12 protein-coding genes are annotated in these 14939 nt (G+C 49.6%); 4 read left to right on the plus strand and 8 right to left on the minus strand.

What is annotated here, in order from left to right; all coding sequences use genetic code 11:
• The first annotated feature begins 117 nt into the window (after positions 1-117).
• Positions 118-975, plus strand: a complete 858-nt coding sequence (locus H70357_RS20050; protein ID WP_038593206.1) for an AraC family transcriptional regulator — start codon at positions 118-120, stop codon at positions 973-975.
• On the opposite strand, the gene H70357_RS20055 is transcribed toward H70357_RS20050, so the two are convergent.
• Entirely contained in the window at positions 972-2423 is a 1452-nt protein-coding gene (locus H70357_RS20055; protein ID WP_038593209.1) for a glycosyl hydrolase family 28 protein, read from the minus strand. The two genes, H70357_RS20050 and H70357_RS20055, sit on opposite strands and share 4 nt — an antisense overlap.
• Positions 2424-2669: 246 nt before the next feature.
• Between H70357_RS20055 and H70357_RS20060 the strand changes: the two genes are divergently transcribed.
• Positions 2670-3776 carry a glycoside hydrolase family 88 protein gene (locus H70357_RS20060; RefSeq protein ID WP_052092150.1) on the plus strand — a complete coding sequence of 369 codons (1107 nt, stop codon included), beginning with the start codon at positions 2670-2672 and terminating at the stop codon, positions 3774-3776.
• Positions 3777-3857: 81 nt separating this feature from the next.
• Here the strand turns inward: H70357_RS20060 and H70357_RS34435 are convergent, their stop codons facing one another.
• From H70357_RS34435 to H70357_RS20075, 3 genes are all read right to left on the minus strand, one after another.
• A complete protein-coding gene (locus tag H70357_RS34435; RefSeq protein WP_052092151.1) occupies positions 3858-5771 on the minus strand; it encodes a M56 family metallopeptidase in 1914 nt (637 codons plus the stop codon).
• Positions 5768-6136, minus strand: a complete 369-nt coding sequence (locus tag H70357_RS20070) for a BlaI/MecI/CopY family transcriptional regulator (RefSeq protein WP_442950451.1) — start codon at positions 6134-6136, stop codon at positions 5768-5770. The genes H70357_RS34435 and H70357_RS20070 overlap by 4 nt, the downstream gene beginning before the upstream one ends.
• A 224-nt stretch (positions 6137-6360) precedes the next feature.
• Entirely contained in the window at positions 6361-8472 is a 2112-nt protein-coding gene (locus H70357_RS20075) for a glycoside hydrolase family 52 protein (protein ID WP_038593215.1), read from the minus strand.
• A gap of 176 nt (positions 8473-8648) precedes the next feature.
• Between H70357_RS20075 and H70357_RS20080 the strand changes: the two genes are divergently transcribed.
• Positions 8649-9587 (plus strand): AraC family transcriptional regulator, encoded by a 939-nt coding sequence (locus H70357_RS20080; RefSeq protein WP_038593218.1) that lies wholly within the window; start codon positions 8649-8651, stop codon positions 9585-9587.
• A 25-nt stretch (positions 9588-9612) separates the two neighbouring features.
• Positions 9613-9981 carry a cupin domain-containing protein gene (locus H70357_RS20085; RefSeq protein WP_038593221.1) on the plus strand — a complete coding sequence of 123 codons (369 nt, stop codon included), beginning with the start codon at positions 9613-9615 and terminating at the stop codon, positions 9979-9981.
• A gap of 31 nt (positions 9982-10012) precedes the next feature.
• On the opposite strand, the gene H70357_RS20090 is transcribed toward H70357_RS20085, so the two are convergent.
• The 4 genes from H70357_RS20090 to H70357_RS20105 form a co-directional block, all read right to left on the minus strand.
• Entirely contained in the window at positions 10013-10849 is an 837-nt protein-coding gene (locus H70357_RS20090; protein WP_197073602.1) for a carbohydrate ABC transporter permease, read from the minus strand.
• Between the two features lies 1 nt (position 10850).
• Positions 10851-11783 carry a carbohydrate ABC transporter permease gene (locus tag H70357_RS20095; RefSeq protein ID WP_052092152.1) on the minus strand — a complete coding sequence of 311 codons (933 nt, stop codon included), beginning with the start codon at positions 11781-11783 and terminating at the stop codon, positions 10851-10853.
• Between the two features lie 82 nt (positions 11784-11865).
• Entirely contained in the window at positions 11866-13218 is a 1353-nt protein-coding gene (locus tag H70357_RS20100) for an ABC transporter substrate-binding protein (RefSeq protein WP_038593224.1), read from the minus strand.
• Between the two features lie 367 nt (positions 13219-13585).
• Positions 13586-14932, minus strand: coding sequence for an ABC transporter substrate-binding protein (locus H70357_RS20105; protein WP_038593227.1), 1347 nt, complete (start codon positions 14930-14932; stop codon positions 13586-13588).
• Positions 14933-14939 lie beyond the last annotated feature (7 nt).

Raw genomic sequence — 14939 nt, forward strand, 5'->3', positions numbered from 1 at the left:
ATGATTGGATTGTCTATTTAAATTTTGGATTTACAGTTAATATTCTAGCGCTTACAGCGGTTGAAAGTTATAATGAGTTATTATAAAATGTTTGTATTTTGTCATGATGGAGGAACTATGAAGCAACTGTTCGAACCTGTTATTTTCACGGACCACAAGTCGCTCATCTGGGACTATCAGCTATACACTGATGACTATTACAAGGGCTACTACCACTGGCACCAGTGCTGCGAGATCATGTATATCCACAGCGGTCAGGGCAATGTTGTCGTCAATCAGCAAATGTATGATATCCGCTCCGGCATGCTGTTTTTTTTCCAGCCTTATCAGCTGCACCGGATTTATTCGGAGGTCTCTGCGGAATGCCCGTTCGTGCGCAGCATTTTCTATGTGGATCCGCATACCGCCGAGAATCTGCTGAAGAACTTCCCCAAGCGCAAAGCGCTCTTCTCTGCCTTATGGCAGGGTAAGAACACCTATTGCGGGTTTGATCTCGGCAGTCAGAATGAGGCCATACAATGGATTTATAACCAGTATGATCAGTGCCGGACCCATTCCCCGGTGGAAGATTCCGAGGATATTACAATGCTGCTTACGCAATTACTGAGCTGCCTGGGAACCGGCGGCAACATGTTGATCCAACCGGAGGAACGGCGGAATCTCCGCTATTCCGAGCAGATCATGAACTGGATCGAGGAGCATTACCAGGAAGAGGTGAACCTCGAGCAGCTCGCAGTGGAGACCCATTTATCGAAGTCTTATGTCTCGCGGATCTTCCACCAGGAAACGGGAAGCCGCCTGGTCGACTACCTGACCGCCCGGCGGATCAAGCAAGCCTGCCGCCTGCTCAGCACAACGGATATGCCTGTGGAGCAGATCGGTATCACGGTTGGTTTCCCGAACGCCTCCTATTTCAACCAGCTGTTCAAAAGAGTCCTCGGCACCACTCCCCTAAAATACCGGAAGAGTAATTAACGGGAATCTTCACTTACAAAAACAATATTGCGCGCATATTCATTGATCAGCATTCTGTCTGTGCGCGCCTCTCCTATCACTTCACCATTGATCTGCAAATTGATAAAAGATACACCGTCTACGCCCCGTTTTCCATCGTATCCATAAATACGGGAAGGTTGGATGTCAGCTCCGTCATAACGGACATTGCGGAACGTAATATTTTCGATGCCCGAGCCCGGTTCCGGATTATAATCCTTGTTCATCACCACACGCAGATCCAGCAGCTGACCCTGCTCTATCCGTTCCACCCTGATATCGCTATACAAGATATTCCGCACCATATTGCGGTCCCCGGCATTAATCGCCAGTGCTCCCCAATAATTCTCCTGAGGTTCATGATGCTCCAGAATATCGATATTCTCGAACACAATGTTCTCGATCAAATCCCCGCTCCGTTGGTGATCTCCATGAGTGCCAATCATCAGCGGATGAGCCACATCGGCCCATAGTATGGAGTCCCGTACGGTAATGTCCCGGCTGTCTCCATAGAAATCCCATCTGGAGCCGTAAATGGCGATGCAGTCGTCGGAATTCCGCATGAAGACATCACGGATGTCAATAACGCTGCTCGCCATAATGTCGATTCCATCGCTCCAGCCCCGTGTGCTGAATGATTTCAGGTTGTTGATCGAAATCTTAGCAGACTGCCCGATAAATACACTGTAATGTGGCGGGTCAATGACAGTAATTCCTTCCACATTCACCCGTTGCGAGAAGACAATTCGTACACCGCGAAAAGCCGAAAACCGGTGGAAATCCGCCAAATAAATGACACCCCGCCCGTGGATGGTTACATCCTCTACTCCTTCACACACCAGTGAACCTACTAGGACTGACCCTCCGGCAAGATATACGGTCGTTCCTGAGGGCACCGGAAATGCCGTTTCTTCGATGTAATGAGTGCCTGGTGCAAAATAGAGTGTTTGCGGTACTCCGCCTTCGGCCTCTCTGGTCGTTTCGAGCAGGTTTAACAGATCGGGAGTCCGGTGAATGCCCGGCTGAATCAGGTGCACGCTGGCATACTCAGGCTGAGGCACATTTTTCTCCAGCTCATTCGCGAACAGATGCAGATTACGGAAACGGTCGCCGTTTATTTCCACCGAAAGCTTTTGCGGGCCGTTCAACAGGAAAGAGAGTTTGCGGCCATCCTGCTCAAATTTGATATTTCTTGCTGCCGGAGCAATGTTCACATGAGTAATTTCTGTATAGAGGCATGTAATTTCCACTTCAGCCACACCCTGCAGATCAAAAAAAGCGAGCGATGCCGGGCGGACCTGATGCATGTCCACTTTGACCTCGTAAATCAAAAGCGGCTGCCATTCCCCTCCAACCGGACGAACCTTAACCCTGAAATCCTCCCTGAGCGGTATGTTATTGGGAGCGTTATAAATTTGCACTTGGTTCATTGACCTGAGTCCCCCCTGTAATTTTCCTATTCATATTATAAAGTTCAGGGGCCGCACAAAAGTTTGGCAACGTTATAAGGAAATGTTTATATTTTGTCGCGTTAGCAGTAGTTGTGGAATTCGCGAATGATCTTTATTCAGTTATTATCATGACAATATTTCGATATTTTTGAATATCAAATCGCAACTTTGACAATACGGATAGCGATATACTGGGGACACATCTAAAGCATTGGAGGATTCGCGATGAGTAAAACGTATTGGCAGGAAATCATGGACAGACTCGATACAAAGGTAACGCGCATGGTGGAGCAAATCGGCGGCAAATGTCCGCATTTCGCCGGAGCAGACGGCAAATTTGACGATATCGGCTCAGACTGGTGGACGACGGGCTTTTGGCCGGGCCTCCTGTGGATTATGCATGATATGACCGGAAAGGACCTGTACAAGGAGGCCGCCTGGCATTGGGATGGCACACTCGAGGAATGGTTTGTTAAACCGACCGTTGAATTTCATCATGATGTAGGTTTTCAATTTCTGCCGACAGCCGTAATTAAGAATACTTTGACCGGAGATGAGGATGGGCTGCGCAGAGGACTTGAAGCCGCCAATTTCCTCGCTGCACGCTACAATCCGGTGGGCAAATTCATCCGTGCGTGGAATGAGGATAAATACGGCTGGGTGATTATCGACTGCATGCTGAATATCTCTCTGCTGTTCTGGGCGAGCAAGGTCAGCGGCGATCCGCGGTACAAGCATATTGCTGTGAGCCATGCCGAAACGGCGATGAAATATGGCGTCAATGAAGACGGATCGACCAAACATATTCTCTCCTTCGACGCAGAGACCGGAGAATACATCGAGAACTTTGGCGGACAGGGTTATTCCGCCGAATCCTGCTGGAGCCGCGGGGCAGCCTGGGGACTTTATGGCTTCATCAACACTTACCGCCACACCGGGGATGAGCGTTTTCTGGATACGGCCAAGCGGATTGCCCATTATTTCATCGCGGCATTGCCTGAGGATCAGGTGCCATATTGGGATTTCCGTCTGGAGGATGACAAGCGGATGTTCAGAGACAGCTCGGCTGCATCCATCGCTGCCTCCGGATTGCTGGAACTCGCTGAAGTTGTTCCGCCCGGCGAGAAGAGCCTTTACGCAAATGCTGCAGAACGGATCTTGCGCTCGCTGACAGAGAACTACGCCACCTGGGACCAGCCGGAGCATGAAGCCATTCTGCTGCACGGGACGGGCAGCGGAACCTCCTTCATCGACGTGTCACTGATTTACGGAGACTACTACTATGTGGAAGCTGTCTCGAAATTAAACGGATGGAAACATCGCATTTTCTAAGCTTGAGAATGAAGCATGTGACCATAGAAAACGCCTTGCGCTCCCTAAGAGGACAAGGCGTTTTATATTGATACGTACAGTTTATTTATGCTGAGTATTCGCTTCATTGATCAGTTTTTCAGCTTCTATTGGAGTTAACTTTCCAGCTTTCACCTGTCTTTCGCAATAAAGCTTTATTGCAGCCAGCAATTCTTCTTTGGTGTCATAGGGCCCGATGTCTGATATATTTCCGTTGTCATCGGAAATTGTCATTCCGTGGGCTGAAGATACCTCTACTTCTCCAGGGTTATACGACAACATTACGTCATCTTTTCCATCCACCGATTTTGAGACCTTCACACCCTTTTTAATCTCTTCCAATATCCCTTCATACATGGCGATGGTCTCATTAACCTTCTCGGGTGTCCATTCATACCAGCCGTCGGTCGGGTTCCAGCCTTTTCCGCCGATGATCGTTTGCAGCGATTTCTTTTCTTCCGCAAGCCATGTTTTATATTCTTCATAGGTCCACCATACAACTTTTGGCTTCGGATTCGCTTGTTCATATGCTTCTTCACTCATCCACGTTTTCCCGTCATCGTTGCTGATTTGAACTGCGCCAGTTTCATCGCTATAGGAATACACAGTATCAGACGACTGACCCATTGTGCCAGACTGGCCCTCGGAATTATCCGAATAAGCGAAGTCTTCATTGTCCGCAATACCGAGTTCCTTTCTTTTCTCAGCGAACTCCTTCTGCAAAGCTTTCTTCTCGGCTGTTGTCTTGCTGAACTCTTCCGGGCTCCGCTTTTCGATTCCAGCCAGTTTGCCATTCTTATAGACTGCATATACATCCACAGTTCCATCCATCATGGACTGGCCGACTCCGGCCTGTTCATCAAAGAAATCACGGACTTCTTCATTTTGATACATTAATTCGTGGCTTTTTGCATCGTAGACCAGACCGTAGGGTTCATAAACCGCCAGCGAATTCTCTTCAAAACCACTGCCAGAAACCGGCTTAGCAGCACTGGTTGCAAAAGCAGTGACTGTACCCGCAATCAGCAGCAATGCCGCTGCAGATCCAAAAACTGTCGTTTTTTTCATTTTCATAATCGCAATGATCCTCTCTTCAATTGAATTTTTACTGAAGCTGTTGAATAACGGAGTCACCTTGCTTTTCTTCTCCTCCATCCCAATCAGCGTCATAGCATAAGCCGCTTTTACAGGTTCCCCAAATATCCGCACGACGGTTTCATCACAGGAGAGTTCAATATCACGATTGACCAGGATATACATCACCCAGACCATTGGATTGAACCAGTGCAGGCACAGGCCAAATGTCAACACCAGCTTGGTCAAGGCATCAAACCGCCGGATATGCACAAATTCATGGGTGAAAATATACCGCAGCCTCGTTTCATCAGTCCAATCCATATCTTTGGGCATGAGTATTACAGGGTGGAGAATGCCATACGTCAACGGCGCTTTGATTTGATCCGATTGCCTGATTTGTACCTGCCGGCGCAGGGGATGTTCCTGCAGCCAACGGGCGGTGAAATCATTCCCGACTGGCAGAGAGGTTTGAAACTCCCTGCGGCATTTAATATAAGTCACGATAAAAAACAGGGCAAAGACACACATCCCTAGCAGCCCAATGATCGCAAGAGGTGAGATGGATGCTGTTGCTGATGTCGATCCCGATGACGCGACATTTCCTATTGACTCCGCTGTCCCTGAAAAATTCACGGTATGTAAGATTCTTGATGCTTCCGCAGGAGGCGGAGTTGAGGATGTTGTCCTAAATACCCGCTCCAGCTTCTCTAAACCTGTGTAGAAGCTGAAGGGAGACGGGATCGAGAACGGAATAAGCAAGCGGCAGAGCACCACGCCCCAAAGTACGAGAAACGTTTTCTTCGGGAGCTTATGCAAGGTTAGCGCACGAACAACCACGATCGCAATAATGAGTACAGCCGCGGTCAGGCTCATTTGAAAAATATCCATCAGCCAGCTCATTTCAATTGCTCCACGAGCTGCTTGAGTCTTGCGATCTCCTTAGCGGATAGATTCTTCGTGTTCAAAAGAGAAGCAAACAGCATCTCGGTGGAGCCGTCAAAGACCTTGTTTATCAATTCAGCCGTTTCTTGTTCCTGTACCTGCTCTTTAGAGAGAATAGCCCGGCAGAGAAAATTAGGTTCAAGCCGTTCTATGGCACCCTTGTCGATACATTTCTTGATCACAGTGTAGGTGGTGTTCTTGTTCCAGCCCACCTGCTCACTCAGGACTTCAGCAAGCTGCTTGGCGGTTATAGTCCCTTCCTTCCATAAGACATCCATGACCTTGAGCTCAGAGTCAAAAAGTTTAATTTGAATGTGGATCATCTCCTTTCAGACTATTGCAATAGTTTGTAACACCATACTACTACGATCGTCTACACAAATCAAGACTATTACAGTAGTTTCTAAAAATTTTTTTCTCTTACAGGATTTCCGTATCTCAAAATGACTAAAAAGCGGTCCCCGGTCATGAGCTAACCGGAGGAACCGCTTATTCTGGTATTCCCTATATCAAGTACTCGCCTTGCGCTTGTGCTGGAGCACTCTGCTTAGTGTTCATCCAGCCACAGGATAGCTGTTACCCCGCGAGGATAATATTTGCTGCCGGTAATTTCCCCGGAGATAATCTGGTCGCTCCAGCTCCAGATGGAAAGCTGCGGATGCGTGAGCCATTCCACATGCGCCCGGTCCGCTTCCCGGCCGGCTTCATTCCATTCCAGCCCGAGAATTTGTCTGGCGATAAATTGGCAGAGATACACTTTGCTCAGCCAGCTGTTGTTGCTGGTAGAGGAGATTTTCCAGCCGCCGTTCTCGAACAGGCAGACACCCTGCACAAGAACCGCCTCCAGATGCCGCTCCAATGCCGCGATATAAGCGCCGAACCGGCCTCCGCGTTCCAGTGCTTCCTTGCAGCCTGTGAAATACGGGAAGACCAGACCTTCAATAGCCGGGATGATCTTCGAATCATTCCCTTCCCCAATCACTGCCGGGATATAACCATCTTCTGTCACGCTGGCAACAATCGTTGCTGCGCAGCGTTCCGCTTGAGCTCCGGCTGTTTCTGACAGTACTGTGTTTCCATTCTCCCGGAAAATCTTCTCCATGGCCAGATAAGCCGCCCAGCACTTCCCGGCAAGATAGATGTTGTTTCGGGCCTGGCCAAGCGAAACATCCAGGCTGTCATAGGTGGTAATTTCGGCACCGCCCATTGTGCGCGAGCTGTCGAGGCCCATAACTCCGTTTCTCTGCTCCGGGTCCGGATGATCGCGGTTCAGCATACTTTGCAGGCAGCTCTCCAGCACGGTCAGATTCCGCTCCATCCAGGAAAGATCGCCTGTATGCTCCAGGTAAACGGCCGACGTAAGAACCCAGTTGACCAGCTGTTCATGAGTCATATGCGAGAAGCAGCCGTCAATGCCGTACATCTCATAGGCGGAATAACCGGGACGTGATACAGCATTTGCCACCCCCATATCATGGGTAAAGCTGAGGCCTCCAGGGTACTCCGTTTGGTCGCCAGGGAAGCGGACCGTATCGACGTAGCTGAATCTGTCTACGAACATATCCAGCTCGTTGCGCACCGTCCATGGATTCATCTTCAGTTCATAGAACAGCTGATCGACGGTAAGGTCGAAGGTGTTCATCATCCGGTATTCGCCTTCATTTACGATCCAGAACGGCTTGCCCTTGTAGTCCAGCAGCTGCGTCGAGCCGTAATAGCTGCGGATAGCGTGAGCCAGCATAAAGGTCTGATCCCTGCTAAGGCCTGTATTTTCCAGCAGGCTGTTCGCCTGCAGCGCCTGCTGCTTCAATTCATCAAAATGCGACAACGCATATTCCGCCACGGACTCCACATTGCTGAAATAGCGGTTGTAGTAATAGGAAGCATCCATACCGGAGGTAACGTAACCTGACCGGTGGAAGCTGACAGCGAAACGGTAGGTCTTCCGGACGCCAGGGGGAACATCCATAACAAGCGCTCCTACCCGGCCAAGGCCAAAGGTCCAATTCTCCTCCAGCTCCGACAGCAGAATATCCTCCAATTTAAAATGCATGGCCGACCTTGCCGTTCCCTGCTCTGCGGCAATCGCCACAAATCTTCCTTGCCCGACACCGGCAAGCTCTGCAGAGCAATCATCCAGTCTTCTCATCGCACTATAGGGATCGTTGCCCTGGAAGCCAAAGAATGCACGCCGCTCAACTTCACCGGCAGTGTTATCTACTTCAAATTCCACCAGCAGTGCCGGCAGCAAAATCCCCTTCAACTCTTCTTCCGAAGCCGTCTCCGGGTCCGGCATGGACCGCACCGGCGAATAAATGCGGAAGGTCAAATCACCGGCCTGCCAGCTGTCTGTAGTCAGCTTGAAATCCCGGACAATTTCCCCGTCTGCAAACGGAAAGAGGATCCGCGGCTTAGACGGTTTAGGATCCGGATTCTCGATATCGTAGCGCTTGCTCTCATCCTCTCCGTCATGCTCGTGAAACGGCAGCGTATCAAAGCCGCTGCCGTCCTTCCGCTGCAGTCCGATAAATATATTCTGTCTGGGCGGCTTCCCGGCTTCCAGATCAAAGCCGCCTCCAGCCCCCTTAAATCCTAATGTAAAGCTGGCAAAAGAGCCGATCGGTGAATGATGGGCGTTAAAAAACTGATTCTGCGGCATATCGTAAAAACACTCCCTCCAGGCTGATTCCCGGCGGCGGCCGGGCTCTATCTCTATGTTATCTATGCCGCCCTGGGTGCGACAGGGCCAAAGCCGCCTATTATTTGGGCAAATCAATCGCCTGGAGCAAGCTATGCTATAATAAACCCATATTCTATTCGAAAATGAGGATGGCAATGAAGTCAAATGATCCCGGCATTCAGCATTCCCTGGACGGCCGGATGTCACCGGACATCCAGGCAGCTTTTCATATTTTTGCCGCCCACTGGCGCAAAGTAAATACGCAGTGGCAGTATCCAGTACATACCCACCCAATGTTTGAAATCAATGTAGTTCTGCAGGGCAGGCAGCAAATGACGGTCGGCGGCCGCGCTTACGTTCAGGAAAGCGGAGATATTCTATTCATCCGCCCCGGCGTGCAGCATTCCAGCCTCGGCGCGGATTCCGGCAATGAAATGACTTATTTCTGCCTGCATTTTGATATTGATGATCTGATTCTGCGGCGTTCCCTAATGACGATGGATACGGTAAGTCTCAGCGGGAGCAGCCCGGAGCTGCGGTCTATCCGTTCCGCGCTGGACATTATCATCAGCAGGGTGATTCTCTCCGAAGCCAGCGATTCACAGTTGAACCGGTTAATGATACTGAACGCCTCATTGCAGCTATTCACCGCACTCAGCGGCTGGGTCTTGGCCGAAATGCCTGTTGTTTCTGGAAGCGCACTCCCGGGAGTCACGGAGAATACCGTTGCCCTGGCGAATGCCATCGAAGGCCTGCTGCAGGAATCCGTCTTCACGGCAGAAGCTACAGGCAGCCGTGGCGACGGTATTGAAGGCATTGCAGCGCAGCTGGGTTATAGCCCGAATCACTGCAACCGGGCCTTCCGTCAGATCTACGGGATGTCTCCGAGACAATATCTCTCCGATCTGATTATCCGCCATGCCAAGCTGCTGCTGCTTGACAACAGCCTGTCCGTCGAAGCGATTGCCCATCGGCTCGGTTACCGCGACGTCTCCCATTTCAGCAAACAATTTAAGCGCTGGACCGGACTGCCTCCAATGGGCTACCGCAGGCTTACAGCTGATCCAGAGCTGTCAGACGATAAATTAAGCTAAACATCAGGGGAACCGGGAGGATCATATGAAGATATACAGCTTTGCCAAAGAGAGCGGTAAGTCCATTACGGCTTTCAATTCAAATTTTATAATGTCGCGTATTGTACAAACCGAACAGGCTGCCCATATCGGATGTATGCATCTACCAGAGAATGGCGTAATCGGTTATCACCAAGCCGTTGTGCCGCAGCTGCTGCTGATCATAGAAGGAGAAGGATATGTCCGGGGAGAAGCAGCAGAATATGTCCCGGTGCAGGCCTGGGATGCAGTATTCTGGGAGAAAGACGAATGGCATGAAACCAGAACAGATTCCGGATTAACCGCGATTGTTATTGAAAGTGAGACGTTAAATCCGGAAGCATTTATGAAAATGCAGCAAGGCCGCCCCCTGTGATCTAGGGGCAGCCTCAGCAATATATTTATGCTTAACCTTTGGTAGCACCTGCGGCGATGCCTTTTACAAAATACTTTTGCAGCGATACAAAGACAATCAGCACAGGCACAACGGACATCGCTGTTCCGGCAAAAATCATATCCCAGCGGGAGGAAAATTCACCGATATAGCGGTAGATTTCCACGACCATCGTCTTGGCTTCGCCTGAAGGAAGCACGAGCATCGGCAGCAGGAAGTCATTCCAGATCCCCAGACCGTTAAGCACAACCATGCTTGCCGTAACCGGACCCATAAGCGGGAAGACAATTTTCCAGAAGATTCCGTAACGGGAGCAGCCGTCAATCTCTGCCGCTTCCTCAATTTCCTGCGGAATGCCTTTGACAAAGCTGGTGTAGAGCAGGCAGCCAAAGCCGACAGCCCCGGCAACATAGACCAGAATCGGACCGGCAAGACTTCCATACAGTCCGAACATTCTCAGCTCTTTGAACAAAGGGATCATGTATGCCTGAAACGGAATCATCATCCCGGCCAGGAAATACAGGAACATAAATTTGGTCCAGCGTACATTTCTGCGTTCAATGGCGTAACCCGCCATAGGAATGATCAAGACCTGAGCTACAATCGAAACCAGTGTTAGAATCAGACTGTTCAGGATCGCCCGGGGAAATTCGGTTTCTGTGAGCAGGTATTTAAAGCTGTCCAGATATAATCCCTTAGGGAACGCGATGGCGTCCCTCATAATTTCGGCGTTGCTTTTAAAGGCGGACATCAGGTTAAAGAAGATCGGGAAAAAGAAAATGATCGCCAGCAGCAGCGTTACAATAAACAGGGAAATCTCCCAGAGTCTTTTTTTCGTATGAATCGTCATATTACATCTGCACCTCACGTTTCCGGAGGAATTTAACCTGGATGACCGTAATGATCATAATGATCAGGAACAGCACCATTGCCAGCGCCGTACCAAAGCCCTGCCTTAGTTCGCCAAAGCCGACTTTATAAATAATATAGGTCAATGTCTCGGTATCAAAACCGGGGCCTCCATCGGTCATTACTGCAATCTGATCAAAAATCTTCAGCGCACTGATCATGGAAAGCACCATACATACGGTCATCGATCCAGCTAACAGCGGGAAGGTAATGTGGCGGAATTGCTGCCAGCCGTTCGCACCGTCAATGCTCGCCGCTTCATTCAGCTCAGCAGGAATGCCCTGCAGCCCCGCCAGATAGATGATCATGTAATACCCCGCGCCTTTCCACACCGTGGACAAAATGATCGAAATCATCGCATACTTCGGATTCCCGAGCCAGTCTACCATCCAGCTTCCCAGCCCGACACTATCCAGAATCTGATTAAACACACCAAAGTTATAGTTCAAAATCATGGCCCAGACAAACCCCATTACAATCCCGCTGAGCAGAGTTGGGAAATAAAAAATACTTCTGAACAGATTGCGGAACCAGCGTACTTTATCTACAAGAATGGCCAAGGCAATAGCGGCGATATTCTCCAGCACTACCAGGCTGACCGTCATAAGCAAAGTATTCTTCAGCGCGTTGTGAACGCGGGGGCTATGCCAGATTTCCACAAAGTTAGCGAACCCGATGTACCTCACATCTTCGCTGATGCCATCCCATGAGGTGAAGCTTAAATATATACTTCCTACAGTAGGAACAATAACGAACAACGTATAAATCAAAAATGATGGCAAAATAAACATGAACGCGTAGGACTGCCACTTCTTCTTTTTCTTCGGAACGGCTGCCGCCAGCGGCTTGTCTGCTCTCTCTATTGCTGTAGCCATAGTTACTCTCCCTCCCGGAGATCGCCGGTGAAGAGGAGGGTTCACCTTGAACGGAGGCACTCCTCTTCCGGACGCTCTTTCTTTACTGTTGGTTAGCCTTCACTTGCGCATCGTATTCGGTATCGGCTTGTTTCATATAACTAGCTACATCTTCATCATTCACAACCAAATCCTGCAGCAATTTATAGTACCAGTTGCGGAACTGCGGCGGAATCTGGTTATCCCCCCACCAGTTGTTGATCGCCAGGGATTTGGTAACGTTAGGATCAGCAATCAAATCCAGGGCTATCTTCATTTGCTCGCCCGTCTCGTAGGTTACCTTCTCTTTTGTGGATGGAATGGCATTAACGCTGGCCAGATACGGTGAATATTGTTCAGGTGCAAAGAAGTACCGGATAAAGTCTTTAATGGCTTGTGTTTTGTCGGCGTCTTTGGCGGCTTCAGCGGACAGAGACCAGCCGGCAGGTGACGGAAGGCCAATTACGTTCACTTTACCTTCGCGGTCAGGAATCGCATAGAACCCGAAATCGAAGTTTGGATCGGCCTCTTTAATTTGCGAGAACATCCATGTGCCGGAGTAGAGCTGAGCGGCTTTGCCGGAGACCAGAATAGATGCCGTCTGGTTGTCACCGGTGCTTAGCCAGCCCTTGTCGACGTAATTCTTGAACAGGTCTTTAAAATCCGTCATGGCCTGAACCACATTGGCATCCGTAAAGCTGACTGTTTTGGCCGTACGTTTGGAGTTCCAATCCGGGTCCTTTGAATACACATCGTCAATCAGGAATTTATTCACCCAGAAGCCCATGTGGAAAATATCCTTACCGCCAACCACCAGCGGGGTGATTCCGCCAGATTTCAGCTTCTCCTGGATCGCCAGGAACTCATCATAGGTTTTGGGGAGTTCAGTAATTCCGGCATCGGTATAAGCTTTTTTGCTGTAAATAATGCCTTGAGGCACGTTGACGGACAGCGGAGCGTTCCAGACCTTGCCTTCTACCTGCGGAGGATTATCGAATAAATCCAGCAGGTCGGTTGGCAGCTCAACAATTTTACCGGCATCGGCAAAAACCTCGGTATCACGCATTTCCACCAAATCCGGGAATTCGCCTACCGCATCTTTGGTTTTCAGCCAATCGAGATAAGCGGCGGATGTCGTTTCGCTGAGATCTTTAATCTTCACATTCGGATTAGCTGCCATAAAGGCTTTGACCGTATTGGCAATCGCCTGTTTCGTTGCAGGATCACCGGCGGCGTAACCGATGGTGAAACTAACCTCTTTCTTCGTATCCGCCGCTGCCGCGCTCGGAGCATTGGATGCCGCTGTCTTATCACCGGTATTGGCATTTCCGTTATTATTGTTGTTGCCGCAAGCCGACAGGATAGCCGTAGCAGCAAGCAGCGTCACAGACAGCTTTGTCATCGTTTTTGTAATCATCTGTAGAACAACCCCCTAAAATTTTGTTAGTATCACTACGGGAAAACACTTCGTACCTTAGTACAAAACGGAGTATGAATTTTGGAACACTGCTGTGGAACCGTAGGTTGGTGGCAGACTGGAAACTGGGGTTTGATGTGCGCATCATCTTTTCGAAAGCGTTTCCTTGCTACTAGCATAGCACCCGCCGATTCGGGTTAGAATGAAGTTTCTTAAGGCTCATGTGCGGTAAATTTAAGAGGAAACCCAAGCAGAAGTGGTTGGGCATTCCCAAAAAGTACAAAAAAACGGAGGTCCGGGGACCTCCGTCTGTATAAAAAGGCTACTTTATCATCAAGTTTCTTCAAGAGACTTACCCTTACTAAGGCTAGTTTTCCTTTACCTGCCTGTCGTATTCTGCATCCACTAGCTTCATGTAATCTCTTACGCTACCACGCTTCACTACCATCTCCTGCAGCAGCTTGTAGTACCAGTTGCGGAACTGCTGAGGAATAAGATTGCTGCCCCACCAGTTGTTGATCTTCAGTGACTTGGTCACCTTCGGATCCTTGATCAGGTCCAGAGCTGCCTTCATTTGTTCACTCGTATTATAGGTAATCTTGTCTGTGGTAGAGGGAATCACGTTCAGCCGGGCCAGGAAGCTGGAATATTGTTCCGGGGCAAAGAAAAACCTGATAAAGTCTTTAATTGCTTCTCTTTTGTCAGGGTCACCCGCGGCTTCCGCCGACAAGGACCAGCCTGAGGGAGACGGCAGTCCCACAACATTTATGTTGCCTTCACGGTCAGGCACAGCATAAAATCCGTATTCGAAGCTTGGATCGGCTTCCTCTATCTGCGAGAACATCCAGGTTCCCGAGAAAAGCTGCGCTGCCTTGCCGGATACGAGAATGGAAGCCGTCTGGTTATCTCCGGTGCTGAGCCAGTCTTTATTCACATAATTAGTGAACAGACCCTTAAAATCACTCATTGCCTGAATCACATTATCATCCGTGAAGCTGACGATTCCCGCAGTACGCTTGGAGTTCCAGTCCGGGTCCTTGGCGTACACCTCATCAATCAGAAATTTATTCACCCAGAAGCCCATGTGGAATATATCCTTACCGCCGACAACCAGTGGAGTAATGCCGCTCGATTTCAGCTTTTCCTGGATGTCCAGAAATTCATCGTAAGTTGTCGGCAGCTCGGTAATCCTGGCAGCGGCATAGGCTTTTTTACTATAGATAATCCCTTCTGGCACGTTTATGAAAAGCGGTGCGTTCCAGACCTTGCCGTCTATCAGCGGCGGGTGATCGAACAGTTCCACTAAATCGGACGGCAGCGGGACAATTTTATCGGCAGCAGCAAAGGCTTCGGTATCGCGCATTTCAACCAAATCCGGAAACTCGCCCACCGCATCCTTGATTTTCAGCCAATCCAGGTAAGCGTTTGAGGACATCTCAGCCACATCATTGATCATCACATCGGGATGGAGCTGCATGTAGCTTTTGATCGCCGCCGCAATGGCCTGTCTGGTTGCCGGGTCGCCGGCTGCATAAGCGATACTGAATTGAACCTTTTTCCCGCTGTCTGCTTCAACATCGTCAGCTCCTGTAACGTCAGCACCATGATTTGCAGAATTACCGTTATAGCCACGATTACTTTCACAAGCTGTTAGTATGCCGGTGGTCATTAGCAGCAGAAGAGACAGCAGGGTAAACACTTTTTTGCAGAACATAAGCAGT

It is taken from the genome of Paenibacillus sp. FSL H7-0357 (assembly GCF_000758525.1).
Lineage (GTDB): Bacteria > Bacillota > Bacilli > Paenibacillales > Paenibacillaceae > Paenibacillus_AQ.